At 72.3% G+C, this 23,857-nt stretch carries 18 protein-coding genes; 11 read left to right on the plus strand and 7 right to left on the minus strand.

What is annotated here, in order from left to right:
• Positions 1-65: 65 nt before the first annotated feature.
• Genes ACFC1R_RS18615 through ACFC1R_RS18630 form a run of 4 tightly spaced genes read left to right on the plus strand, consistent with a single transcriptional unit; the run spans position 66 to position 5,453 of the window.
• Complete coding sequence (locus tag ACFC1R_RS18615; RefSeq protein ID WP_375939808.1) at positions 66-737, plus strand: hypothetical protein; 672 nt, start codon at positions 66-68, stop codon at positions 735-737.
• Positions 734-1,978 carry a cytochrome P450 gene (locus tag ACFC1R_RS18620; RefSeq protein WP_375939810.1) on the plus strand — a complete coding sequence of 415 codons (1,245 nt, stop codon included), beginning with the start codon at positions 734-736 and terminating at the stop codon, positions 1,976-1,978. Before ACFC1R_RS18615 ends, ACFC1R_RS18620 begins: the two co-directional genes overlap by 4 nt.
• Positions 1,979-2,034: 56 nt before the next feature.
• A complete protein-coding gene (gene alaS, locus ACFC1R_RS18625; RefSeq protein WP_375939812.1) occupies positions 2,035-4,698 on the plus strand; it encodes an alanine--tRNA ligase in 2,664 nt (887 codons plus the stop codon).
• A complete protein-coding gene (locus ACFC1R_RS18630) occupies positions 4,695-5,453 on the plus strand; it encodes a YbaK/EbsC family protein (RefSeq protein ID WP_375939814.1) in 759 nt (252 codons plus the stop codon). Before alaS ends, ACFC1R_RS18630 begins: the two co-directional genes overlap by 4 nt.
• A 116-nt stretch (positions 5,454-5,569) precedes the next feature.
• On the opposite strand, the gene ACFC1R_RS18635 is transcribed toward ACFC1R_RS18630, so the two are convergent.
• The gene (locus ACFC1R_RS18635) at positions 5,570-6,592 is read right to left on the minus strand and encodes a LuxR C-terminal-related transcriptional regulator (protein WP_375939816.1); all 1,023 of its coding nucleotides are present in this window, start codon (positions 6,590-6,592) and stop codon (positions 5,570-5,572) included.
• 94 nt (positions 6,593-6,686) lie between these two features.
• On the opposite strand from ACFC1R_RS18635, the gene ACFC1R_RS18640 reads away from it, so the two are divergent.
• The 6 genes from ACFC1R_RS18640 (at position 6,687) to ACFC1R_RS18665 (ending at position 13,495) form a co-directional block, all read left to right on the plus strand.
• Positions 6,687-6,995, plus strand: coding sequence for a hypothetical protein (locus ACFC1R_RS18640; RefSeq protein WP_375939818.1), 309 nt, complete (start codon positions 6,687-6,689; stop codon positions 6,993-6,995).
• Positions 6,996-7,602: 607 nt separating this feature from the next.
• Positions 7,603-8,832, plus strand: a complete 1,230-nt coding sequence (locus ACFC1R_RS18645) for an acetyl-CoA carboxylase biotin carboxylase subunit family protein (protein ID WP_375939820.1) — start codon at positions 7,603-7,605, stop codon at positions 8,830-8,832.
• Between the two features lie 9 nt (positions 8,833-8,841).
• On the plus strand, positions 8,842-10,182 hold the full coding sequence (locus tag ACFC1R_RS18650) for an MFS transporter (protein WP_375939822.1): 1,341 nt from the start codon (positions 8,842-8,844) through the stop codon (positions 10,180-10,182).
• A gap of 224 nt (positions 10,183-10,406) precedes the next feature.
• Positions 10,407-11,378, plus strand: a complete 972-nt coding sequence (locus ACFC1R_RS18655; protein WP_375939824.1) for an ATP-binding cassette domain-containing protein — start codon at positions 10,407-10,409, stop codon at positions 11,376-11,378.
• Positions 11,375-12,163, plus strand: a complete 789-nt coding sequence (locus ACFC1R_RS18660) for an ABC transporter permease (RefSeq protein ID WP_375939826.1) — start codon at positions 11,375-11,377, stop codon at positions 12,161-12,163. Before ACFC1R_RS18655 ends, ACFC1R_RS18660 begins: the two co-directional genes overlap by 4 nt.
• 87 nt (positions 12,164-12,250) lie before the next feature.
• Positions 12,251-13,495, plus strand: coding sequence for a cytochrome P450 (locus tag ACFC1R_RS18665; protein ID WP_375939829.1), 1,245 nt, complete (start codon positions 12,251-12,253; stop codon positions 13,493-13,495).
• Between the two features lie 20 nt (positions 13,496-13,515).
• Here the strand turns inward: ACFC1R_RS18665 and ACFC1R_RS18670 are convergent, their stop codons facing one another.
• The 4 genes from ACFC1R_RS18670 to ACFC1R_RS18685 form a co-directional block, all read right to left on the minus strand.
• The gene (locus ACFC1R_RS18670) at positions 13,516-16,755 is read right to left on the minus strand and encodes a BTAD domain-containing putative transcriptional regulator (RefSeq protein ID WP_375939831.1); all 3,240 of its coding nucleotides are present in this window, start codon (positions 16,753-16,755) and stop codon (positions 13,516-13,518) included.
• Between the two features lie 355 nt (positions 16,756-17,110).
• Positions 17,111-18,187: a class I SAM-dependent methyltransferase gene (locus tag ACFC1R_RS18675; protein ID WP_375939833.1), complete on the minus strand. Its 1,077-nt coding sequence runs from the start codon at positions 18,185-18,187 to the stop codon at positions 17,111-17,113.
• A gap of 171 nt (positions 18,188-18,358) precedes the next feature.
• A complete protein-coding gene (locus ACFC1R_RS18680; protein WP_375939835.1) occupies positions 18,359-18,655 on the minus strand; it encodes a hypothetical protein in 297 nt (98 codons plus the stop codon).
• A gap of 141 nt (positions 18,656-18,796) precedes the next feature.
• A complete protein-coding gene (locus tag ACFC1R_RS18685; protein WP_375939837.1) occupies positions 18,797-20,053 on the minus strand; it encodes a tryptophan 2,3-dioxygenase family protein in 1,257 nt (418 codons plus the stop codon).
• 120 nt (positions 20,054-20,173) lie between these two features.
• On the opposite strand from ACFC1R_RS18685, the gene ACFC1R_RS18690 reads away from it, so the two are divergent.
• Complete coding sequence (locus ACFC1R_RS18690) at positions 20,174-21,712, plus strand: peptide ligase PGM1-related protein (protein ID WP_375939839.1); 1,539 nt, start codon at positions 20,174-20,176, stop codon at positions 21,710-21,712.
• A gap of 110 nt (positions 21,713-21,822) precedes the next feature.
• Here the strand turns inward: ACFC1R_RS18690 and ACFC1R_RS18695 are convergent, their stop codons facing one another.
• Together ACFC1R_RS18695 and ACFC1R_RS18700 are read right to left on the minus strand one after the other, a co-directional pair.
• Positions 21,823-22,560: a response regulator gene (locus ACFC1R_RS18695; protein ID WP_375939841.1), complete on the minus strand. Its 738-nt coding sequence runs from the start codon at positions 22,558-22,560 to the stop codon at positions 21,823-21,825.
• Positions 22,557-23,843 carry a sensor histidine kinase gene (locus ACFC1R_RS18700; RefSeq protein ID WP_375939844.1) on the minus strand — a complete coding sequence of 429 codons (1,287 nt, stop codon included), beginning with the start codon at positions 23,841-23,843 and terminating at the stop codon, positions 22,557-22,559. The genes ACFC1R_RS18695 and ACFC1R_RS18700 overlap by 4 nt, the downstream gene beginning before the upstream one ends.
• Positions 23,844-23,857: the final 14 nt, after the last annotated feature.

A 23,857-nucleotide genomic window follows, 5' to 3' on the forward strand; every position in this document is an offset into this window, starting at 1 on the left:
CCGCTGGCGAGGCGGGCCGGGGCGGCGCGGGGCCCGCGGCCCCCCCCCCCCCCCCACGGCTGCGGGTGTCCGTCGAGCGGCAGGTGGTCGACGCGCTCGTGCGGCGCGCCGGGACGGAGACCGCCACCCCCGCGCTCGCGCTCTTCGCGGTGTACGGGCTGGCCCTGGCCCGCTACACCGGACAGCGGGACTTCCGCGTCGGGCTGCGGGTGCCCGGCCGGGCCGAGCCCTGGCAGTGGTCCGTGGTGGCCCACCTCGCGCACGTCCTCCCGGTACGCATCCGCACCTCGGCCGGCGCCGACCCCTCGGCGTCGTACCCGGACGTCCTGCGGGCGGCGGACTTCGCCCTGCTGCGGCAGTGGTCCGCGCCCCGGAGCCCGCACGGGATCCGGTCCGTCTTCACCGACCGGCCGATCTGCGCCTCGCGCACGCTGCGGCTCGGCGACGCCGAACTCGTCCCCGCCCACCTGCCGCGCCACACCAACGACAGCGAGCTGACCGTCGAGGTGCTGGACCCGTGCCGGCCCGACGGCCGGCTGGACCTGGTCCTCACCTCGCACCCGGCCGCACTCGGCAGGAGCGCGCTCCGGGACTTCGGCGACACCCTGCTGCGCACCGCCCGCGAACTCGCGCAGCAGCCCGTCCAGGAGACCGCGCAGCGGCCCGCCCGCGAACTCGCGCAGCAGCCCGCGCAGGGCCGCCCGAACGCCAACCCGCCCCGGAAGAGCAGCACATGACCCCGCAAGCCGCACCCGTACCCGCACCCGCCGGGCTGCTCCGGCACACCGCCGTGGACCCGGCAGAGATCCTGCACCCCGAGGTGGCGCTCGACCCGGCACCCTTCTTCGCCCGGCTGCGGGCGTACGAACCGGTGCACTGGAACGAGCCGACCCGCAGCTGGTACGTCACCCGGCACGCCGACGTCGAGGCGCTGCTCATGGAGTCCGCCCTGGGCGCCAGGGACAAGACCGAGATGCTGGCCGGGATGACCGAGGACATGCGGGCGGCCTTCGCGCCGGTCGAGCGCTTCCTCGGCAAGTGGCTGGTCTTCGCGGACCCGCCGTACCAGCTCAAGGCCAGGAAGGCCCTCCAGCGCGCCTTCACCCCGCGCAGCCTGGAGCCGTTCACCGAGACCATCAGGGCACACGCCGAGGCGGCCGTCGGCGCGCTGTCCCCGGGCGAGCAGGACCTGTTCCGGCAGGTGGCCCGCCCCTACGCGCTGACCGCCGTCTGCGCCTTCCTCGGCATCCTCGACGAGGAGCAGGAGGACGTCCTGCGCTGGTCGGACGCGCTCATCGGTTACCTGAGCATGCCCGTGCTGGCGAAGGACGTCGCACTGGCCGCGGGATCGGCGGTCCGGGACCTGACCCGGTACGTCACCGGGACCGTACTGCCGCGCGGCGCGGGACCGATGGCCGCACTGCTCGGTTCCCTGTACGCGGACGGATCGCTGGACGACGAGGAAGTCACCGCGCTGTTCGCGCAGTTGCTGACCGGCGGCGCCGAACCGGTGAGCACCGCGATCGCGGTCGGCATGAGCCGGCTGCTCGCCGACCCGGCCCAGCACGCCGCGCTGCGGGACGGGGTGGTCCCGTACGCCGCGGCCGTGGAGGAGGCCGTGCGGCACGCCTCGCCCTTCCACTTCGCCCCGCGCACCGCCCTGCGGGACTTCACCTACCACGGGCACCACATCACCAAGGGCCAGCGGGTCGTCCTGGTGCTCGCGGCGGCCAACCGGGACCCGGAGGTGTTCACCGACCCCGACCGGTTCGACATCCGCCGCACCGGGGGCCGGCACGTCGCGTTCGGGCGCGGCGGGCACTTCTGCCTCGGCGCCGCGCTCGCCCGGATGGAGATCGAGGTGCTGTTCCGGGCCCTGGACCGCCGCCATCCGGGCCTTCGCCCCGGTTCGACGCCGTTCGTCCGCGAGCCGGCCTTCGGCGTCACCTCCGTCTCCGCGATCCCCTGCCTTGTCTGAACTCCCGCCAGCCCGACCGTACTTGCTTCGCAAATCGCTTTCACCGAGGTGACCCCGTGCACTCCCAGCAGATCCGCTCCACCTTCCTCGACTTCTTCACCGGCCGTGACCACCAGCTCGTCCGCTCCAGTCCGCTGGTCCCCGACGACCCGACGCTGCTGCTCGCCAACGCGGGGATGAACCAGTTCAAGCCGTACTACCTCGGTGAGACCCCGGCGCCGTTCCCGCGCGCGGTCTCGGTGCAGAAGTGCGCCCGCACCTCCGACATCGAGAACGTCGGACGCACCAGCCGGCACGGCACGTTCTTCGAGATGCTCGGCAACTTCTCCTTCGGCGACTACTTCAAGGCCGACACCATCGCGTACGCGTACGAGCTGGTCACCAAGGGGTACGGACTCGACCCCGAGCGGCTGTGGGCCACCGTCTACCTGGACGACGACGAGTCGATCCGCTGCTGGGAGCGGATCGGCATCCCCTCCTCGCGCATCCAGCGACTCGGCAAGGAGGACAACTTCTGGTCGATGGGCGTGCCCGGCCCGTGCGGACCCAACTCGGAGCTCTACTACGACCGGGGGCCGGAGTTCGGCGCCGAGGGCGGCCCGGCCGTCAACGACGAGCGCTACATGGAGATCTGGAACCTGGTCTTCATGCAGTTCGGGCGGGGCGAGGGCGACGGGAAGACGGACTACCCGATCCTCGGCGAGCTGCCGATGAAGGGCATCGACACCGGGATGGGCTTGGAGCGGCTCGCGGTGATCCTCCAGGGCGTGGACAACGTCTGCCAGACCGACCTGCTGGCGCCGACCCTGCACACCGTGCAGGAACTGGCGTCCCGCGCGTACCCGGGCAGCGGTGCGGAGAAGGTGTCCTTCCAGGTGGTCACCGAGCACGCCCGCGCGATGGCCTTCCTGATCGCCGACGGAGTGCTGCCCTCCAACGAGGGGCGCGGCTACATCCTGCGCCGCCTGATGCGCCGCGCGGTCCGGCACGGACGGCTGCTGGGCATCGACGGCCCGCTGCTGCCCGCCGTGACCGGCAGTGTCGTCGCCAACCTCGGCCCGGCCTGGCCCGAACTGACCGAACAGGCCGGGCTGATCGAGCAGGTCGTCCGCGCCGAGGAGGAGTCCTTCGGCCGCACCCTGCGCCAGGGCGCCAAACTCCTGGACGCCGCCGTCCGGCGGGCCGAGGAGGAGAAGACCGGCACGCTGTCCGGCGAGACCGCCTTCGAACTGCACGACACCTTCGGCTTCCCGGTCGAACTGACCCTGGAGGCGGCGCACGACGCGGGCCTCGCGGTCGACGAGGACCGGTTCGCCGCCCTGCTCGCCGCACAGCAGCAGCGCGCCAAGAGCGGCGGAAAGACCAGGACCGCGGCCGCGCTGCGCCGGATGGACGCCTACCGGGAGCTGTCGGCCCGGCACGGACGGACGGACTTCGTCGGGTACGAGCGCCTCACCGCCGAGACCACGGTCCTCGGACTGCTCGACGGCGGGCAGCAGATCGAGGCGGCCGGCGAGGGCGCCGAGGTCGAACTCGTGCTCGGGCGCACGCCGTTCTACGCCGAGGGCGGCGGCCAGGTGGGCGACACCGGCTCGCTGCGCACGGCGGGCGGCGCCGTCCTGGAGATCACCGACACCCGTCGGGGCCTGCCCGGTTTCCACGTGCACACCGCCCGCGTGGTCTCGGGCGAGGTGCGGGCCGGGGACACCGCCCAGGCCGAGGTGGACGGCGTCCGCCGGGCGGCCGTGGCCCGCTCGCACTCGGCCACCCACGTGCTGCACGCGGTGGTGCGCGAACAGCTGGGCCGGCACGCGGCACAGCACGGCTCGCTGGTGGACGACGGCCGGCTGCGCTTCGACTTCGTGCACTTCTCGGCGCTGTCGGAAGGGCAGTTGGAGGAGATCGAGGAGCGGGTCAACGGCCACCTGCTGGCCGACCCCGAGGTCCGGGTGTGGCACGCGGACCGCGCGGAGGCCGAACGGGCGGGCGCGCTGGCGCTGTTCGGGGAGAAGTACGAGGAGAAGGTGCGCATCGTCGACATCGGCGACTTCTCGCGCGAGCTGTGCGGTGGCACCCATGTCGTGCACGGGTCCCAGGTGGGCGCGGTGCGCATCACCGGGGAGTCCTCGGTGGGCGCCAACCTGCGCCGGATCGAGGCCTACACCGGCCGGGAGGCGCTGCTGTCGGCCAACCGCGAGCGGCGGCTGCTGCGCGAGCTGGCGTGCCTGCTGGGCAGCCGCCCCGAGGACGCGGTGGGCTCGCTCCGCAAGCGGCTCGACCTGCTGGCCCGCGCCCAGGGCGAGGTGGAGCGGCTGCGCGGGAGCGAACTGGCCGCCAAGGCCGCGACGCTGGCCGAGAAGGCCGAGGTGGTGCCGGGCGGTGTGCTGATCACCGGCCGGGTGGAGGACGTCACGGCCCAGGAACTGCGCCAGTTGGCTTCGACGGTCGCCCAGCGGGTGGCCGGCGGGGTGGGTGTCGTGGTCCTGGGAACCACCGACGGGGACAAGGCCATGCTGGCGGCGGCCGTGGGCGGTCTGCTGCGGGACAGCGGCGTTGAGGCCCAGCACGTCCTGACCGAGGCGGCCGCGGTGATCGGCGGCGGCGCGGGCGGCAAGGGGGCGCTGGCCAACGCGGGCGGCCGCCACGCCGGGAAGCTCGCCGACGCCCTGCTGGTGGCCCGTGCCGCGGCGGCCGGGATCCTCGGCCGGAGATTCCAGTGAGGCCCGCCGGGACCCTCGCACCGACGCGGACCGGCGCGGGTGCCGTCCGTCCGGGCAGCCGCGGCGGCACCGGAACGGCGGTGCTCACCGCCGGTACGGCCGCCGCGGTCGCGGGGGCGGGAACGGCGGTGCTGACGGCGGCCGCTTCGACGCTGGTGGCGTCCGGGCCGGGCGCCACCACCCGGGGGCCGGCCCGGCCCCGGACTCAGCGGTGCGAGGGCCCGGTTGCCGCGGTCCGTGCCCCGGCGCGCCCGCAGGACCCCGGAGCCGGCACCGACGTGCACGCCACGCTCGCCGCACTGTTCCGGGCCGCCGGAGCGCGGCACCGTTTCATTCCGCACGCGCCGGAGGGGCGCACCGACCGGGCCAGCAGCCTGCGCGGGCACCCGCTCGCACAGGCCGCGAAGTCGATCGTGCTGCGGGTCGCACTCGGCAAGCGCCGGCGGCGGTACGTCCTCGCCGTCGTGCCGGGCGACCGCCGGGTCGACCTGGCCGCCGTGGCCGACCTGCTCGGCGGTACCGAGGCCTCGTTCGCCGTGCGGGACGTGGCCGAGCGGATGACGGGCAGTGTCAGCGGCTCGATCGCACCGTTCGTGCTCTGCTCGCCCGGGCTTGAGGTGCTGGTCGACGAGGGGCTGACCGGCCACGACGAGATCTTCTTCAACACCGGCCGGCTCGACATGTCCGTGGCGCTCGCCGTGTCCGACTACCTGGCGCTGGCCCGGCCCACCGTGGCCTCCATCGCGGAGCGGTGACCCGGGGCTGCCCGGCCCGCGCGGGCCGGGCAGCAGCCGCACACCCCTCACGGGCCGGCCGGTCGTGCCGGTCGTGCCGGTCGTGCCGGTCGACCGTGCGGGCCGGTCGGGCCGGGCTAGATCCAGCCGCGCTCGGCCGCCCGCACCCCGGCCTCGAACCGGCTGCGGGCCTCCAGCCTGGCCATCATGTCGGACATGAGCCTGCGCACGCTGCGCAGTGAGAGCCCCAGGTGACGGCCCGCCACCTCGTCCGTCATGCCGGAGGCGAGCAGCCGCAGCAGTTCCCGCTCCTGCGCGCTGAGCCCCTGGTCGTCGCGCTGGTCCGAGGTCCCCAGCGGGCAGGCCGTCTCCCAGATCTTCTCGAAGAGCACCAGGATCGCGGCGATGACGCTGGGCTCCCGCAGCAGCAGGGCGCCCTTGCTGGACTCCTCGGGATCGATCGGCAGGACGGCGACCTTGCGGTCGATCACGATGATGCGCATCGGCAGTGCGGGGACGGTCCTGACCGCGCCGCCGAGGCCGGTCAACCAGCGCGCGTACTGCCGTGTGGTCGAGTGGTTCCGGACGCTGTCCAGGTAGACCGTGCGGACGGTCACCCCGCGGGCCAGGATCTCCTCGTCCAGCGCCTTGCTGGCCTCCATCCCCTCGACGGAGAGCGCGGCCCGGGGAATGAGGGCCAGAACTTCGGTCTGGACGTCGCGGGAGAGTTCCTCGATTCGTGTCCTGACCGAATCCAGGCCCGGCAGGTATTCGATTCCGCCGCTCTGCTGGGTTCCCTGGGCGCTGTCGTACTCGACCATCAGGTCGGCCATGATGGAGCGGCCCTCGTCCAGCTTTCGCTGGCGCTCCAGCAGGTCCTTCTGCTGGGCGGCTATCAGGGCCGCCAGGCCGATGCTCGGCTTCACCGCGGTGACCAGCTCGGGCGCGTCCCACGACGCCCTGACGAGTGCGGTCCTCGCCAACTCGTCCAGACCGGATCTGACTTCGTCCTCCTCGATCCGGAGTTCCTCCGCGAGTCCGCGAACACTCCAGCGCGGATGACCGAGCATCGCCCGGTAGACCATTTCCGCATGAGGATTAACGCCCAGGCACGCGAGCGAGGACTTCACTTCGTTTTCGCTGGTGTGATTACTGCTCACCGGCACACTTCTCCTCACCGGCACCTTCCTGCCAGTCTGCTTCCTGCCACTAGATGGCAGCCTTTCACGGCCTTTCATGCGGGATGCTTCTCTCATGTACGCAGTCGCCCTGATGGCCAGGCGCGCCGCCGCGAGCGATGCGGAGGCGAGCCCACACGACATACATGCGGTGATGTCAGCGATAAAGAATTTCGAGGTTCAGGAAGGGAACCTCGAACATTCCTACACTTCCCCCGTGCCAGGCGGCTTCGATGCCGTCCTGTTTTTCAGTTCAACTGATTCCCGAGAAGCCCTGCGGCAGGCCCGGCTGATGTGCCGGACGATCCTGATCGAGAGCTCGGGCTCCGAAGTCACCTGGCGCGTTTACTGTCATCCACAAGAGATTCACCCCCCTGGACTATAGCCGGACACCCGAGGATCGGCGATAGCCATACGGCCTGCCGCGACGGATTCGGGTTATGTCCGAGTTTGACCATCGACGCAGGTCGGCGGCCACGCGGACGCTACGGACCCGGGTTCGGCACCTGACCCGGCGAGCCGCGTTTCCGCTTCGCCCGGGCTCGCGCGGCGGCTCGTCGGACGGTGGGGGCACACCGCCCACCAAACCTCCGCCCGACCGGCACCCGATGACCACGTCCACCGACTCGACGGAGCCGCGACGTCACCTTCCGCGATGAGCGCCGCCGAGTCCGCGTGCGCACCCCGACGGATGCCGCGCTCCCGCCGGATCGCGCGGGCGCGCCCGACCGGCAGCGGACCGACGCTCCGGACCCCGACCCCGGGATCAATCCGGCCTCGAAATCACCCCGGCCACGAGCTGTGACAACAAAGTGCCAGTCCGCAAACTGCCAGATTCCGGCCTTGGTGTTCGGAGAGCGCTACGCGATCCTGGTCGGGCAGCAGAAATTATCAAGTCGAGTTCCACTGAATTCTTGACCGGCAGCCACCCGCCGGACGGCCGAAGAACTTGCGGGTGTTCGATCCGAAAGATCTGAAGAGAGGTTCCTTTCATGCGGTTTCTCGTATGTCGCTGGGAAGCGGGTTCCGTCGAGGCGCTCCTGGCAACAGGGGCGAAGGTCGTCCTGCTCCTCGATGAATGGGAGGCTGCGAACCGCCACATCGACCCCGCGGTCGCCGAGCGCCTGGAGCGGCTCATCACGATCGGCAGTTTCGAGGCGATGGACGAGCTCGCGACGCTCGCCACCAGCCTGCAGCTGGAGGGCACGGTCTTCGACAAGGTTGTCAGCACCTGCGAGCGCGGCCAGTTCGGTGCGGCGTACCTCGCCACCCTGCTGGGCCTCGAACAGCCGACGATCGTCCAGAGCGTCCGGGTCAGGGACAAGCGCGCGATGAAGAGCGCGGTGGCCTCGGCCGGGGTGCGCGCGGCCCGTTTCACCACGGTCCCCTCCGGTGACCCCGGGACGGCCACCCGGCACGTCGCGCAGGAGATCGGGTTCCCGGCCGTGGTCAAGCCGGTCGCGGGCATGGGCACCACCAGTACGGCACGGGTGGACACGGCCGAGGAACTGGCGCTCTGGCTGGCGGAGAACTCGGACGCCGGCACCCTGATGGCCGAGCAGCTGATCCGCGGCGACGAGTTCCACGTCGACGCCGTGTGGGTCGACGGCGAGCTGTGGGAGATCGGGGTGAGCCGCTACCTGCGGCCTCGGATCGAGGTCGACAAGCCCGGTCACCTGAACGGCGCGATCCTGCTGCCGCGTGCCGAGGAGGGTGAACTCTACGCCGCCGTCGAGGAGTTGCACCACCGCGTCAACGAGGCACTGGAGATCACCGACGGCATCACGCACACCGAGCTGTTCCGGTCCGCCGACGGCACCCTGTGGTTCTCCGAGCTCGCCACCCGCCCCGGCGGTGGCGGTGTCACCCAGGCGTTCCGGCCGCTCGGCGCCGACCTGCGCGAGATCTGGGCGGAGTCCCTCACCCACCGTCGGCGGGATTCGGTGGCCCTGCACGAGCCCCCGTTCCGCTACGTCGGCTGGCTGCTGCTGACCCCCGAGTCGGCGGGGCGCATCACCCGGGAACCGAGCGACGAGGCGATCGGTGCGTTCCCCTGCGTCCTCGAGGTGGAACGGCTCCGCCGGGTCGGCGAGACGATCCAGGTCAGTTCGGTGACGGCCGCGCTGCTCCTGGTCATCGGTGCCGACAGCGAGGACGAGTTCGTCGCACGGGCCGTCGAGCTGGAATCCGCGCTGGTCTACGAGACCACCCCGGTCGAATAGGCGCCCGGCATGACAGTCATCAAGGATTTCCGGGAGCTGCCGTCGGCGGCCCGGCAGCTGCTGTTCGCCAGCGGTGTCAACTCACTCGGCTCCGGCCTGGTACTGCCGCTCCTGGTGGTCTACCTCGTCCAGGCGCACGGGTTCGACGTCTCCGTGGCCACCGAAGCGGTGGCGCTCACCTCGGTCACGGCCTTCCTCGGCGGTCTGGTCGCCGGCTGGGCCCTGGACGTGGTCGGCCGATTCTGGACCATCCTCTCCGCCATGGTCGTGGCCGCGGCGGGCACCTGCCTGTACGCGCTGGTCTCCGCACCGTGGCAGGCACTGCTGGCCGCGGCGGTGTTCGGCCTGGGCGTGGGCGGCAACTCCGTCTGGCAGGCCCTGCTGGCGGAAGCGGTGGAACCGGACCAGCGCCCGGTCGTGTTCGGGCTCAACTTCGGGATCTCCAACGCCGGTCTGGGCATCGGCGGGATCGTGGCGGGAAGCGTGGTCGCCACCAGTGACCTGTGGACGTTCCGCACGCTCTACCTGATCAACGGACTCACCTTCGTGGTGGCCGGATGGCTGATGGTCACCGTCTCGAAGCGGCTGCCGCAGCCGGGCGGCGGCGACCGGGACAAGGACGGCCCCCGTGCCTCCTACCGCAGTGCGCTGGGCAACCGGCCGCTGCTCGCGGCCCTGCTCGTCGCCTTCCTGCTCTTCACCCTGGGCTACTCGCAGCTGGAGTCGGGCGTCCCGGCGGTGCTGGTGACCATCTCGGACCTGCACGCAGCCGACCTGGCCAAGGTCTTCTTCGTCGACACGGTGATCGCCGTCCTCGCCCAGGTCACCCTGCTCTCCGTGATCAAGCGCCTGCCGCCCCGGATCTCGCTGGCCATCGCGGCCCTGTCCTGGTCGGTGTTCTGGGCGCTCCTCCTGCTGGCGCCCCGCCTCCACTCGGAGACCCTGGTGATCGCGCTGGCGTGCGTCGGCGCGGCCATCGCGTCCGTCGGCGCGGCCTTCTACTCCGCGGTGGTGCCCACGCTGGTCAACGCCGCCGCCACCCATGCCAACCGCGGGCGGGTCAACGCGCTCTACGGCATCGCGGTGTCCGCCGGCTTCACCCTGGGGCCGGCCCTCGCCGGTCTGTTCGTCGGCAACGGGATGACCATGCTCTTCGTGGGGATCGGGCTGGCCATGGGCGTCGTGGTGGCGCTGCTGTCCCAGGTGCTCGCGTTCCCCACCACCGATCGGGCTGCCACCGATCGGGCTGCCACCGAACAGGCTGTCACCGAGGAGGGTGCCACCGAACAGGGCACCGCTGTGCAGGGCTCCGAGGAGCCTGCCGAGGAACCCGTCGGAGCCGGTGCCTAGCGCCCCCGGCCGGCCCGAACCGGTAGCGCCGTCAGGGCCGGTGTCCTTCACGGGGCACCGGCCCTGACGGCATCTCGGGGTGCGCGGGGCCGGCCCGCTCGCCGGCCCGCCGTGGCGCCGGGCATCGGGCATCGGGCATCGGGCCGGTCCGGGTATCCGTCCGCGGCCCACCGTGAAACCGGGTTGAAACCGCGCTGAAGCCCGGCGCCGACAAGCTCTGCGGCATGACCTCACACCACCGCACCGCACCGGACGGGCCGGCCATCGCGGCCCGCGGACTGCGCAAGGCCTACGGCGACAAGACGGTCCTCGACGGCATCGATCTCCAGGTCCCCCGGGGCACGGTCTTCTCCCTGCTCGGGCCCAACGGCGCGGGCAAGACCACCACCGTCCAGATCCTCTCCACCCTGGTCACCCCCGACGGCGGACGGGCCAGCGTCGCCGGACACGACCTGGCCGAGAGCCCCGACGCGGTGCGCGGCGCGATCGGCGTCACCGGGCAGTTCTCCGCCGTGGACAACATGATCACCGGCGAGGAGAACATGACCCTCATGGCGGACCTGCACCACCTGGGCCGCCGGGAGGGCCGACGGATCACCGTCGAGCTGCTGGAGCGGTTCGATCTGGCCGACGTTGCCGGGAAGCCGGCCTCCACCTACTCCGGCGGAATGCGCCGCCGTCTGGACATCGCGATGACGCTGGTCGGCGCGCCGAGCGTGATCTTCCTCGACGAGCCGACGACCGGCCTCGACCCGCGCAGCCGCCACAGCATGTGGGAGGCCGTCCGCGACCTGGTGGCCGGGGGCGTGACCGTCTTCCTGACCACGCAGTACCTGGAGGAGGCCGACCAGCTCGCCGACCGCATCGCGGTCCTCAACCAGGGAAAGCTGGTCGCCCAGGGCACCCCGGCCGAACTCAAGCGCCTGGTCCCCGGCGGGCACGTCCGGCTGCAGTTCGCGGACGCGACCGTACTCGCGGCGGCCACCAGGGCGCTGGGCACCGGGATCCCGGACGACGAGGCGCTCTCCCTGCAGGTTCCCAACGACGGCAGCGTGCGCGCCCTGCGCTCCCTGCTCGACCGTCTCGACGACGCGGCGGTCGAGGCCGACGCGCTGACCGTGCACACCCCCGACCTGGACGACGTCTTCTTCGCGGTCACCGGCCGCCCCGGCAACGAGAAGGTGCAAGCCCGATGAGCTCCCTGTCCTATGCCCTGCGCGACTCCGCGACCATGCTGCGCCGCAACCTGCTGCACGCCAGGCGCTACCCGTCCATGACGATCGGCGTCGTGGGCATGCCGATCATCATGCTGCTCCTCTTCGTGTACGTCTTCGGCACCGCGCTGAGCACCGGGCTCGGCGGCGGCGGCGACCGCGCCGCGTACATCGCCTACGTGGTCCCCGGAATCCTGCTGATGACCGTGGGCTCGGGGGCGATGCCGACCGCGGTGGCCGTTTGCACCGACATGTCCGAGGGCATCGTCGCCCGCTTCCGCACCATGGCCGTCTCCCGCTCCTCGGTGCTGGTCGGCCACGTGGTCGGCAGTGTCATCCAGACGATGGCCAGCCTGGTCCTGGTGACCGGTGTCGCCCTCGCCATCGGCTTCCGCTCCGCCGCCGGGCCCGTCGAGTGGCTGGCCGCGGCCGGACTCCTCGCCCTGGTGTGCACCGCGCTCACCTGGCTCGCGGTCGGCCTCGGCCTGGCGAGCCCGGCCCCCGAGGCGGCCAGCAACGCGGTGCTGCCGCTGTCGTTCCTGCTGCCCTTCATCAGCAGCGCCTTCGTGCCGGTGGCCTCGATGCCCGGCTGGATCCGCTGGTTCGCCGAGTACCAGCCGTTCACCACCGTCATCGAGACCCTGCGCGGACTGCTCACCGGCACGGCGATCGGCAACAACGGGTGGCTGTCCGTGGCCTGGTGCGCCGGGATCGCCGTCCTCGGCTTCGTGTGGTCGAGGAAGCAGTTCGGCCGTGACCCCCGCTAGTCCCGAGCCCCCGCCAGTCCCGAGCAGTCCCGCCAGTCCCGCCCCGTCAGTCCCGAGCAGTCCCGCCACCGGAGAGCAGGAACCGCCGTGTCCGAGAACACCGTCCAGCTGACCCCCGAGCTCGTCGAGAACCCGGTCGGCGCGTACGCCGGCTTCCGCACCCGGGCCGAACTCCCCCGTGTGGTGCTTCCGGAGCTGCGGACCCCGGTGAGGCTGGTCACCCGCTACGCCGACGTCAGGGCCGCGCTGACCGAGCCGCGCCTGATCAGGGACCGCTCCAAGGTTCCCGGCGGGGCCGGGGGGCCCGACCCGCAGGCCGAGCTCGCGGCGGCCGCCTTCGAGGGATTCCCGGCCGAGTACGCGAAGTACCTGACCGGCCATCTGGCGCTGTTCGACGGCGCGGAACACGCCCGTCGCCGCGCCCCGCTCACCCGGGCGTTCACCGCCCGGCGCATCGCCGCCCTCCGGTCGTTCGTGGAGCGGTCCGCCGGGGAGCTGGTCCGCGGACTCGCCGCGGCCGGCGAAGCGGCCGACCTGCTGGGCGAGTTCGCCTATCCGCTGACCACCTCGGTCGTCTGCGAACTCGTCGGCGTCGACGAGGCCGACCGGCCCCGGGTGTGCGCGTGGATACGCGACTTCGCGTACGGCGACGGCGGCAGGACGACCGACGGGCTCATCGGCATCGTGGAGTACGTCAAGGAGTTGATCGCGCGGCGCCGGGCCGAGCCCACCGAGGACCTCGTCTCCGCACTGGTCCGGGGCGGAGCCGAGGAGCCCCCGCTGACCGAGGACGAGCTGGTCTCGGTGGTCCTCCTGCTGGTCAACACCGGGATCACCCCGCCCGCCCTCTTCCTCGCCCACGCGGTGCTGGCCCTGTTCGACCACCCGGAGGAGCTGGCCCGGCTGCGCGCCGAACCCGGGCTGCTGGAGCGGGCCGTACCGGAACTGCTCCGCCACGTCACCCTCGTGCGGATCGGCGCCTCGCTGTACGCCACCGAGGACTTCGAGTTCGCCGGGACCGCGCTGCGGAAGGGCGAGACGGTGACGGTGGCGCTGCTCGCCGCGAACCACGACCCCCAGGAGTACGGCCACGCCCCGGAACGGCTCGACATCACCCGGGAGTTCGGCCGTGGCGACGGCCACCTCGCCTTCGGCCACGGCGCCCACTACTGCCTGGGCGCGGCCCTCGGCCGGCTGGTCACCTCGGTGGTCCTCGACCAGGTGCTCGTCAGGCGGCCGGACACCGCGCTCGCCGTGGGCCGGGACGAGCTGGAGTTCGGACACTGGCCGGCGGACGGGTTCCACCTGCTGCGGCTGCCGGTGCGGTTCTGACGCCGCCGCCGGATGCACCGTCAGGACCCCTCCCGCTCCCGCACCAGCGCCAGAGCGGCCGCCCCGAGACCGTCCCGCCCCAGGGCGGCGTACGTCGACACCACGTCGTCGTAGGCCGCCCGGTCGGCGTTCTGGGCCGCGCTCCGGGCGCCGGCGGAGGACATGGTCGGCTGGAAGCTCCGCAGGCAGCGGAAGCGCTCGGCCAGGGCGATCAGCCGTACCCCGGTCCCGAGCAGGTGCGCGTCACCGGTGCGACCGCCCCGGTCGAGGTCGGCCAGGCCGAGGGCGAGCAGCAGCGCACCGCAGACCGGGAAGTCCACCAGGGCCCGCTGCGGCTGGGCCTCGGCCCGGGACAGCAGGGTCGTCAGGCGGGCCGGAAGCACTCCGGCGAGCTGCTCGACGAGGTCCGACCGGCCGTGTCGCGCGTGGGCGGCAACGGTGACCGCCTGGATCTCCAGGACCCAGGGTTCCAGGTCGAGTTCGGCGCCGAAGACGGGTTCCCCGGTGCGCTCCAGACGGTCCGCGGCCCGACGCCACAGGCTCAGGCCCCGCTCCGTCTCACCCCTCGCGAGGGCGATCTCGGCCCGCGCCCCGAGATCGGGGGTCAGGAGGTCCGGCGCTTCCTCCGGCCGGTTCAGCACGGCCTGCTCCAGCCAGTGCTCCGCGTCGTCGAGGGCGCCGGTCTGCAGGTGCGCGAGCACCATCCCCCAGCGCAGGCCGATCATGTCGTTCCACTCGCCGAGCTCGTCGAGGACCTGCATGGCCCTCGTCATGTGGCGTATCGCCTCCGCGCCCCGCTCGGCCTGCAGGCACAGTTCACTGATCCGGGACAGGGCCATGATCTGCAGCCACGGGATGGGCCGCCCCTCAAGGGCGCCGAGCAGTCTGCGGGCCGAGGCCATCGCCCGGTCCGGTTCGTACTCGCCCTCCCACACGTAGCTGGCAACGCCCTCGGCGACGCCCGCGAGAAGCGGGTCGTCGCTGTCGCACAGCGCGTTCAGCAGTGTGCGGTCCGGCCCGAACACCTCCGGCGCGGCGCACAGGACGGTCGCGATCGCCCCGACCAGGGTGCCCGGCGGAGCCGGCGGCAGCCGGCGCAGGGCGACCAGGAAACGCAGCGCCCCGCTGCCCACCCCGAGCAGGACGTTGGCGGTGACCAGGGTCGCCGTGGTGCGGACCACCTCGACGTACCCGGGCTCCGGCCGGAAGTGCGAGAGCAGTCGGGCGGTGTCCTCGGCCAGGGCGATCACCCGGGTGTAGTTGGCCTCGGTGGTCCACAGGGTGCCGAGCACGGCGGCGGTCGCCGCGACCGTGGGGCCGTCGTCGCGGGCCAGCCCGAGCCGCAGTGCCCGGACGAGGTTGTCCTGTTCGGCCCTGATCGACTGCCAGGAGGCGAAGGCGTCGGGCCCGAACGGTGCGTCGTGGTACGCGATGCCGAACTCGCGGGCCCAGGCAGTGAACCGCTCCGTCACGCGTTCGCTCTCACCGGCGCCGTCCCGGTGGACCGCGCTGAACTCCCGTACGGTCTCGAGCATCCGGAAGCGGGTGCCGGACGCGGTGTCGGCCGCCTTGAGGAGCGACTGGTCGACCAGGTCCTCCAGGACCTCCAGGACGTCCTCGCCACCGTGCGGGTGTCCGCCCCCGGACGCCGGGGGGCCGGCGAACAGTTCGTGGCCGCCGAGCACGTGCTCGGCCGCGTCCGCCGTGAAACCGCCGGGGAAGACCGAGAGGGCGCGCAGGGCCGCCTGCCCGGCCGGTTCGAGCAGGTTCCAGCTCCAGTCGACGACGGCGTGCAGGGTGCGGTGGCGCTGCGGCGCGTCCCGCGCACCGCCCCGCAGCAGCGCGAACCGGTCCTCCAGCCGCCTGGAGATCTCGGCGACCGACAGGACCCGCACCCGGGCCGCCGCCAGCTCCGTCGCCAGTGGCAGCCCGTCCAGCCGACGGCAGAGCTCCGCAACCTGGCCGGCCGGCAGCTCGACGTCGGAGCGGGCGGCCCGGGCGCGCTGCTCGAACAGCTGGACGGTGGTCGCCGGATCCAACTCCGGCAGCAGGTAGACCGATTCGGAGGAGAGGCCCAGCGGCGCCCGGCTGGTGACCAGCACCCGCAGATCCCGGGTCATCGCCACCAGGGCCCGCACCAGTTCGGCGGCACCGCGGATCACCTGCTCGCAGTTGTCCAGTACCAGCAGGGCGGGCCCGGGGCCGAGGGCGCCCACGATGCCGGTCAGGACGTCCGTCGGGGGGCCGAAGCCGCCCACCGGGGTCCTCCGGCCCTCGGCGACGCCGAGGGCCGAGGCGACCTCGCCCACCACGTCCTCGTCGCCGGTGACACCGGCGAGCGCGACCAGGTGCACCACCCGCTGCTCCGCGTTCAGGCTGACGGCACCGGCGAGCCGGGTCTTGCCGAGCCCGCCGGGGCCCACGATCGAGGTGACCCGGGAGGTCCGCAGCAGACGTTCCACCGCGGCGATGTCGCCGTCGCGCCCGAGCAGCGGATTGGGCTCGTGCGGCACCCCGTGCCGCACCACGGGTGCCTCGCCCCGCAGCAGCTCCTGGTGCAGGGCCCGCAGCGCGGGCCCCGGGTCGGTGCCGAGCTCGTCGCGCAGCGCCCGGCGGTAGCGGTCGTACGTCGCGAGAGCGGTGGACGCCCCTGCGGCGGCAGCCTCGCAGCGGACCAGTTCGAGCAGCAGTTCCTCGTCCCGCGGCAGCGCCCGCACCAGTTCGGCCAGCGGTGCGACGGCCTCCGCCCGGCGACCGGTCCTGGCCAGGCCGAGCGCACGGGCCCGCACCAGTGACCGGTACGTCGTCGCCCGCTCGGCCCGCAGCACGGACACCGGGTCGTCGAGCACCACGTCCTCGGCTCCGGCGCCGTCACCCGCCCAGAGTTCGAGCCCCGCCTCGGCCTCGGCCAGCGCCCCCGCGTGGTCCCCAGCCCGTGACTTCTCCGCGCTCGCGGCGGCGTGCAGCAGGACGGCGGAGGCGTCGACCCGCTCCTCGCCGAGCGCGAGCCGGTACCCGGTGGACGTGCTGACGATGACCCCGGGGCCCAGCCGCGTCCGGGCCCGCGAGACCAGGATCTGCAGCGCCTTGGCCGGGTTCTCCGGCTGCTCGTCCGGCCACAGCCCGTCGACCAGCCGCCCGGTGCTGCACCCTGTGCGCAGCTCGCCGCAGAGCAGTGCGAGCAGCCCGCGCAGGCGGGGGGCGGTGATCTCCTGCCCCCGGTAGGACACCGTCGACAGGGTGGTCAGCTCGATGGTCACCGGAGCAGGTTAACCACCGGCACCCGGCCGGCCACAGGCCACTGCCACCGTCACGGCCGCCCCGGACCTCCCCTGACACCCACTCAATCCGTCCGGCACCGCCGCGAACCCGGGAAATCCGACGATGCACCAGACCGACGAGCCGGCCCGGGCGGACACCCTCCGGCCGGGCCCCCGGACTCTCGCCCCGGGCAGTCGCCCCGGACGACGCGACCGGGCGCAGCCACCGGAACGGCCTTGCGGCGGTACCCGGAACGGCTTTCCGGCAGCACCAGCTCCGGACGAACGACGACAGCGGGCTCGGGCGCTCCGCCCGGACCCGCCGCCCCACCGCCGACAACAGGCTGCCCGGCGCTCAGCTCCTCGCCTCGTAGATGATGTTGAACGGCGTCTCCGCCGCCCGCCGGAACCGCCCGAAGCCGGCCTCGTCCGCCACCTCCCTGGTCCGCGCCTCGCCGGCCTGCGCACCCATCGCCCGGCCGACCTCCTGGGACTGCGAGGCGGGGACGCAGATCAGCGAGGACGCGGCGTAGAAGGCCCGGCCGAGCGGGTTGAGGTTCTCCGCGACGTCGTCCTGGGAGAACGGTTCGACCAGCATCACGGCACCGTCCGGGGCCAGTTGCTCGCGGGTGTGCGCCAGCACGCCGACCGGGTCCCCCATGTCGTGCAGGCAGTCGAAGTACGCCACCAGGTCGTACGGGCCGCCGCCGAAGTCCTTGCCACCCGCGACCTCGAACGTCACCCGCTCCCCCAGACCGCCCTCGGCGGCCAGCCCGCGGGCCGTCTCGATCGACGACACGTGGTAGTCGAAGCCGCTGAACCGCGAGGCCGGGAACGCGTTCGCCATCAGCAGGGTCGAGTGCCCGAGACCGCAGCCGACGTCGGCGGCCTTCCCGCCGGCCTTGAGCCTGTCCACCACGCCGTCCAGGGCGGGCAGCCACTCGGCCACCAGGTGCAGCGCGTAGCCGGGGCGGAAGAACCGGGCCGTGCCCGCGAACAGGTCCTGGTGGTGCTCGTGCCAACCCACCCCGTGACCGCTCAGGAAGGCGCGTTCGAGCCGGTCCCGGGCCTCCGGCCGAGCAGCCGCCGCGAAGGCCTGGAATCCGCCCAGTACGCAGACCGGGCTGTCCTCGTCCGCGAAGGCCGCAACCTGCTCGGGAGAGAGCCGGAAGCGCCCTTCACCGGTGTACGTCACGTACCCGCTGGCGGCCATCGCCGACAGCCACTCGCGGACGTTGCGTTCGACCGTCGCGGTACGTTTCCCGAGCTCCGCCGAGGTGACGGGCTCGCCGTCGGCCATCGCCCGGAACAGCCCGAGCCGCTCCCCGATCGTCAGCAGCGGCGCCAGCGCGACCGCCCCGAGATCCGTGACCACCCTCGCCATCAGCTCGTCGAGCGCACCCTCGTCCAGCGCGCCCGGGTCCACAGCCATCGGACGACTCCCTCTTCCTGCCTGTCCTCCGCCTGCGCCGCCTCGGCCTGCGTGCCCACCGTCCGGGCCGACCCGTCGCCGACTGCGGCCGCTGCTCGGCTTCGACCACTGGCCGGCGGCGGCCGCTGCTGCTCGGCTGTTCCCGCCGCGCGTCCTATCCCACCGCGCCTCCTACCAGCTCTCGTCCCGGACGATGTCCAGGTTCACGAAGCGCGGCTCGCCGACGCAGAGGCCGCGCAGCTCCTCGGCGATGTGCTGGGTCTCCGGGAGGCCGCTGTTGGCCATGGCCTTCTCGTAGCTGGGGAACTCGACGATGTTCACGAAGTGCGACGGCTTGTCACGGTCCTGACCGAGCATCTCGTGGGTTGCGGTGCGCTTGCCCTCGGTGGCCTCCAACCACTCGTCCATCAGATGGTCCACCCGGGCCTTCTGCGTGGTCTCGTACTCGATGAGCTGGAGAAATGTCATCGTGCTCACCCTCTTCGGTGGAGATGTGCCCAGCATCCCGCCGCCACCGGTCGGCCACCACCCGGACGGACCCATGGCCCCCACCCCCTTCCGTGCCCCCCGCCGCCCCCGAGTGCCGCTGCCCCGGGTGCCGCTGCCCGGCTACGGCTGACCGGGCTCCTTGGACATGGGCAGGTACTGCTCACCGAGGCGCCAGAACAGCCGGTTGCCGAGACAGTCGTCGAGGTACGGCACCCCGACCGTGTAACCCGATCCCGGAGCGTCCCCGATCATCCGGGCGGCCAGCGAGTGGTGCGTGGCCTTCCAGTGCTGGTGGCTGTGTTCCAGACGCGCCAGAGCGGCATCGAGGGCCGCCCACTGGCGCGGTGTGCAGGCCCGCGACTCGCGAGCGGAGAGATAGGCGAGCGTGATGCTGTCCGGGTCGGCAGCAGCCTGCTCGGCGACCGAGGGCACGCTGTCGAAGGCGGGTGAGAGCCGGCGGTCCTCGCGGGGGCTCCCGCAGAGGCACTCGAAGCGCTTGTACTGCTCGGACTGGATGGCGCTCGACCCCTCGGTGTACTCCCTGAACCGGCGGAACGCACCGATGCTCATGGTGGCCAGCAGACTGAACAGCAGACTCGCCCGGTCCAGTTGCTCGGCAGCCCCGGTCAGCGCCGCGACGGCGCCTTCCGGGTGCCCGCGCCGGAGCAGATCGCGGGCTTCCCTGGTGCCGCTCACCAGGGCGGTGAACACCGTCTCGTAACTCTGCAGGACCCGGAGGAACAGGTACTCGTCGTGCAGCACGTAGACCGGCTGCATGCTGAGCTCGATCCGCTGGGCCACCACCGGGTCCACCGACGGCGCCAGCGATTCGAGCGCCTTCTCCAGCTCCGGGACATCCGGCCCGTCCGCGTGGCTGAGCCGGTCGACGTCCAGGTCTTCGGTCCCGGCCGGCGCGTACCCGTTCAGCAGCCGCAGACCGTACCGGAGCCGCTTGTGCCGCACGGCGGCATCCGGACGTTCCTCGGGCAGAGTGGCCGGGCCGTCACGGTCTGCGGCGAGCTCGTACCGCAGCGCGTCGGCGACCAGCAGGCCGACCAGTTCGGTGACGGCGATCCGGGGCCGGGGCGGACGGACGAGATCCTCCAGCAGCGGCAGGCACAGGTAGCTGCGGTAGCCGTAGCGGCCGTCCTTCTTGTCCAGCGCACAGTCGAGGAACGCCCGGAGCACTGCCGCGCCGTCCGGGCAGACCACGCGGGCCCGGTCCAGCACGGCCGACAGCGACCCCGGGAGGAAGTGCTTGCCCGTGGTCTGGATCGCGCGCAGGGCGGCGTCGAACGGGAACAGCTCGGGCTCGGCGTCGCGGAGCCAGCCGTTCACAGCCGCAAGAGCACCGTCGACCGGAGTGTCACGTGTCATCGGGCTCAGACTCCCGGCAGCTCGGACGGTCAGCGCGCCGGGCGGTACGAAAGGGTGACGTCCGGGGCGGCGCCGAGTGGCCGACCGAACGGAAGCCGCCCACCGTGCTTGGCTGCGCGCATGCGCGACAGGGCCGAGAGTGCCGGCAGTGCCGACTGGAACGGCAGCACCGACAGGAATGACGTAGCCGACGAGGCCGCCGTAGGAGATACGGCCGACGGGAGCGGCCGGTACGGCGGGAGCCGCGGGGGCAGCGGGGAGCGCGGGCCGTTGCTGCTCTTCGCGAACTTCGTCTCCGACGTGGTCTGCGGCCGGGAGCCCGCCGAACTGAACCTGCACGGGATGGTGCAGTCCTCCCGGAAGGTGTGGCTTGCACGTCCGGGCGACATTCTGGTGGCGCAGTTCCCGGTGAGCCGGGAATTCCGGCGCTACGTCGGCGGCTTGCTGGGCATGGCGCCCGAGTCGGTCGCCGTGGTCACCACCGAACCCGATCCGACGCTGCCGCTGGCCGAGACGGTCGAACAGACTCCCGGGCTGACCGGCCGGCTGCGCGCCCTGGTCGCCGAGCGCCCCGGCATCGAGCTGCTGCCCATCGTGCTGGACCGGTCGACGGTCCGGCTCGCCGCCGAACTCGGCGTACCGGTGTCCGGGTACGGGAACCGGCACCCGGGAAGCGGGGGCACCGGTCCTGAAGCCGTACCCGAGAGCGCACTTGAGGCAGTCGACCGGCTCAACACCAAGAGCGGCTTCCGGGAGACCGCGCAGAAACTGCACATCCGGGTACCGGCGGGCCGCGCGTGCCGGGACTGGCCCGACGTCGTCGTCGGCACCCGCGAACTGCTGGAACGGTACCGACAGGTCCTGGTGAAGCCCGCCAGGGCGGCCGGGGGCGACGGCCTTCGGATCCTCACCCGCGCGGACCTGCCGGACCTGGCGCAGCATCAGGACGCCCTGCGGAACCAGCCCGAAGGGTGGGTGGTGGAGGAGTACGTCCCGTTCGTCCGCGACGTCAGCGTGCAGATGGAAGTGGGCCCGACGGGCGCCGCCGTCGTCTACTGCGGAGAGATGCGGACCCGGAACTGCAGCTACCACGGCTTCGCCTCGCCCCTGCCCGAACAGGAACGCGGGCGTGGGCGCGGGGGCGAAAACGGGGGCGAAACCGGGTGCGGGGGAGCGGACGGGCGCGAAGGCGGATATGGACGCGGCGCCGGGGTGCACCGGGAGCTGGAGAGCGCCGGGCTGGCGCTCGGCGGCCATCTCGCCGAGTGCGGCTACCGGGGCCGGTTCAGCATCGACGCCGGGGTCACCGAGGACTCGGCGGTCTATGCGGTGGAGAGCAACGTCCGCCGCACCGCCACCAGTACCCGGCAGGCCATGGTGCGACGACTGGCGGCGATGAGCGGCCGGACCGACCGCGCCTGGCTGGCCGATACCCGGACCGGCCCGCACGCCACCGACCTGACGGCCGTACAGGCACTGCTGCAGGGGACGGCACTGGCCTACTCCCACCAGCGGGGCGAAGGCGTGGTGCTGACCGTCGAGTCCCTTGTCCCCGACACCGGTTGGCACTACACAGCGATCGCAGCCGACCTCGGGCGCGCGACCGAACTCGAACGATCCCTGCACGCGGCACTCGATGCCGCGCTCGGCCCCGCCTGAGACCGAGGCAGGCTGTCGGCAGAGACCAAGCCTGTGCGGGGCGGCACCCGAGTGCGATCCGGTTGCGATCCGACTGCTCAATGCGCCACGCTCCATCGACGCTCGGGTGCTTAGCGACCGGCGGCTGCCTGGGATCGGAGACCGGCGGTGGTGCCGTGCTGTGCGCCCGGCACCACGAAGCCCGATTCGTAGGCCAGGATCACCGCGTGAGTCCGGTTCTGGGCCTGCAACTTGATCAGTACGTTGCCCACGTGGGTCTTGACCGTCTCCAGGCTGACGACCAGTTGGGCCGCGATGTCCGGATTGGACAGACCGCCGGCCATCAGACGCAGGATCTCGCTCTCCCGACCGGTGAGTCCGAATGCGGCTGGGGAGACGGCCTTCGGTCCCACGGGCCGTGCCGCGACCAGTCTCCGTACGGCGTCGGGGAAGAGAAGGGAGTCCCCGGTGGCCACCGTCCTCACGGCCTGGGCTATCTGCTGGATCGGCGACCGTTTGAGGACGAATCCACTGGCCCCCACCCGGAGCGCGTCATAGACGTAGTCGTCGTTCTCGAACGTCGTGATCACCACCACCTTCGGAGGAGCCGACAGTTCGGACAGCAGCAGCCTGGTGGCCTCGATCCCGTTCACCTCGGGCATGCGGACGTCCATCAGGACGACATCGGGTCGAAGGCTGCGCACCTGGCCCAGCACCTCGGCACCGTCCGTCGCCTCGCCGACGACCGTCAGGCCCGGCTGGACCGACAGCAGGGTGCGCAGACCGCTACGGGTCACCTCCTCGTCGTCAGCGATGAGCAGGGAGACTGACCGCTCGGCGGTCGACGCGGCGACCGGGTCGGCCGTCATGCGGCCAACCGTAGCGGGACTCGTACGACCAACTTCCAGCAGCCGCCACCGACGAGGCGCGGCATGGTCGTCTCCGGTCGGTCCGGATCGGTGGCCGCCGGACCGGCCACGACCTCTCCACGTAGCAGTCGGACCCGTTCGGTGACTCCGACGAGGCCGCGTCCGCCCCCCGTTCGGGTGGCGGCGGAGTGTCTGCCACTGATCGCGTTGACGACCACGATCTCCAGCCACGCAATATCGGCGCTGACTGTCACCGCGACCGGCACCGCCTGGTCGCCGTGCCGCATCGCATTGGTCAGCCCCTCCTGGACGATCCGGTACGCCTCCCGGGAGACCGTGGTCGGCACGTGGGTGAGGTCGCCGACGATGTCGACCTGCAGCTCGGTACCCGCCTGCCGGATCCGCTCGAACAGGTCGTTCACATTGGCAAGGGTGCGCTCGGGGGCAGTGGCTGACGCCTCCTCACGAAGTGTGCCGAGGACGTGGTCGAGGTCGTCCAGTGCACTGCGCGAGGACTCCTCGATGCTTCGCAGCGCGCGACGGGCCGCGTCCGGATCCGCTTCGAGCAGCTCTCCGGCCACTGCCGCCTGGATGGTGGAGGCGGTCAGCGTGTGGCCGATGGAGTCGTGCAACTCCTGGGCCAGCCGGTTGCGTTGCGCCAGTATGAGCTGCCTCTCCTCCAGCTCGGCCAGACGTTCTGCGGCAGAGTGCCCCAGCAGGCGCTGGGCCATCACTCGCAGGAAGGCCGTTGCGGCGGCGCAGGTCTGGACGGACACGACCAGGGCGGCGGCCGCCGCCGGCCACACCCAGGCGCCGCGCCAGCCCGGCACGATGTCGACGGACAGACCGAAGCACGCGATCCGGTCACCGCCGGAGAGCCATGTCGCGGGCAGCACCAGGCCCGCCATCAGGAGCAGCAGGACCAGCCCGGTCGACAGGCCGCCGAGCCCGACGTGCAGTTGGAGCCAGACAGAGGTGCGCAACCGGGTCGACCACCGGGACAGCGGGTGCTTCGCGGGCTCCGGCAACTCCGCCCCCAGGAGACGGTTGGCCAGGGAGACCGAGATGAGCCGGGTGGCCCTCGGGAGCCCGAGGAGAACGATCAAAGCGACCATCGCAGCCGCGAAGAGTGCCGTGCGCAGTGATGCCGAGGGCACTTCCCACAGCCCTACGGGCACGAGAGCGAAGGGGAGGAGGAACACGTTCATGGCGGCACCGGTGAACGCGAATACCGCACCCGAGTAGGTACTTCTGCGGCAGAGCGGCTGAATCGTCCTGTGCATGGCGGTCAGTATCG

This window comes from Kitasatospora sp. NPDC056138, assembly GCF_042264695.1.
Classification (GTDB): domain Bacteria; phylum Actinomycetota; class Actinomycetes; order Streptomycetales; family Streptomycetaceae; genus Kitasatospora.

Bases quoted from the DNA above. Each gene is read 5' to 3' on its own strand.
- ACFC1R_RS18620 (WP_375939810.1), top strand. From the start codon at position 734: ATGACCCCGCAAGCCGCACCCGTACCCGCACCCGCCGGGCTGCTCCGG.
- ACFC1R_RS18640 (WP_375939818.1), top strand. From the start codon at position 6,687: ATGTACGCAGTCGCCCTGATGGCCAGGCGCGCCGCCGCGAGCGATGCG.
- ACFC1R_RS18645 (WP_375939820.1), top strand. From the start codon at position 7,603: ATGCGGTTTCTCGTATGTCGCTGGGAAGCGGGTTCCGTCGAGGCGCTC.
- ACFC1R_RS18650 (WP_375939822.1), top strand. From the start codon at position 8,842: ATGACAGTCATCAAGGATTTCCGGGAGCTGCCGTCGGCGGCCCGGCAG.
- ACFC1R_RS18655 (WP_375939824.1), top strand. From the start codon at position 10,407: ATGACCTCACACCACCGCACCGCACCGGACGGGCCGGCCATCGCGGCC.
- ACFC1R_RS18660 (WP_375939826.1), top strand. From the start codon at position 11,375: ATGAGCTCCCTGTCCTATGCCCTGCGCGACTCCGCGACCATGCTGCGC.
- ACFC1R_RS18675 (WP_375939833.1), bottom strand. From the start codon at position 18,187: ATGGCTGTGGACCCGGGCGCGCTGGACGAGGGTGCGCTCGACGAGCTG.
- ACFC1R_RS18680 (WP_375939835.1), bottom strand. From the start codon at position 18,655: ATGACATTTCTCCAGCTCATCGAGTACGAGACCACGCAGAAGGCCCGG.
- ACFC1R_RS18685 (WP_375939837.1), bottom strand. From the start codon at position 20,053: ATGACACGTGACACTCCGGTCGACGGTGCTCTTGCGGCTGTGAACGGC.
- ACFC1R_RS18690 (WP_375939839.1), top strand. From the start codon at position 20,174: ATGCGCGACAGGGCCGAGAGTGCCGGCAGTGCCGACTGGAACGGCAGC.
- ACFC1R_RS18695 (WP_375939841.1), bottom strand. From the start codon at position 22,560: ATGACGGCCGACCCGGTCGCCGCGTCGACCGCCGAGCGGTCAGTCTCC.
- ACFC1R_RS18700 (WP_375939844.1), bottom strand. From the start codon at position 23,843: ATGCACAGGACGATTCAGCCGCTCTGCCGCAGAAGTACCTACTCGGGT.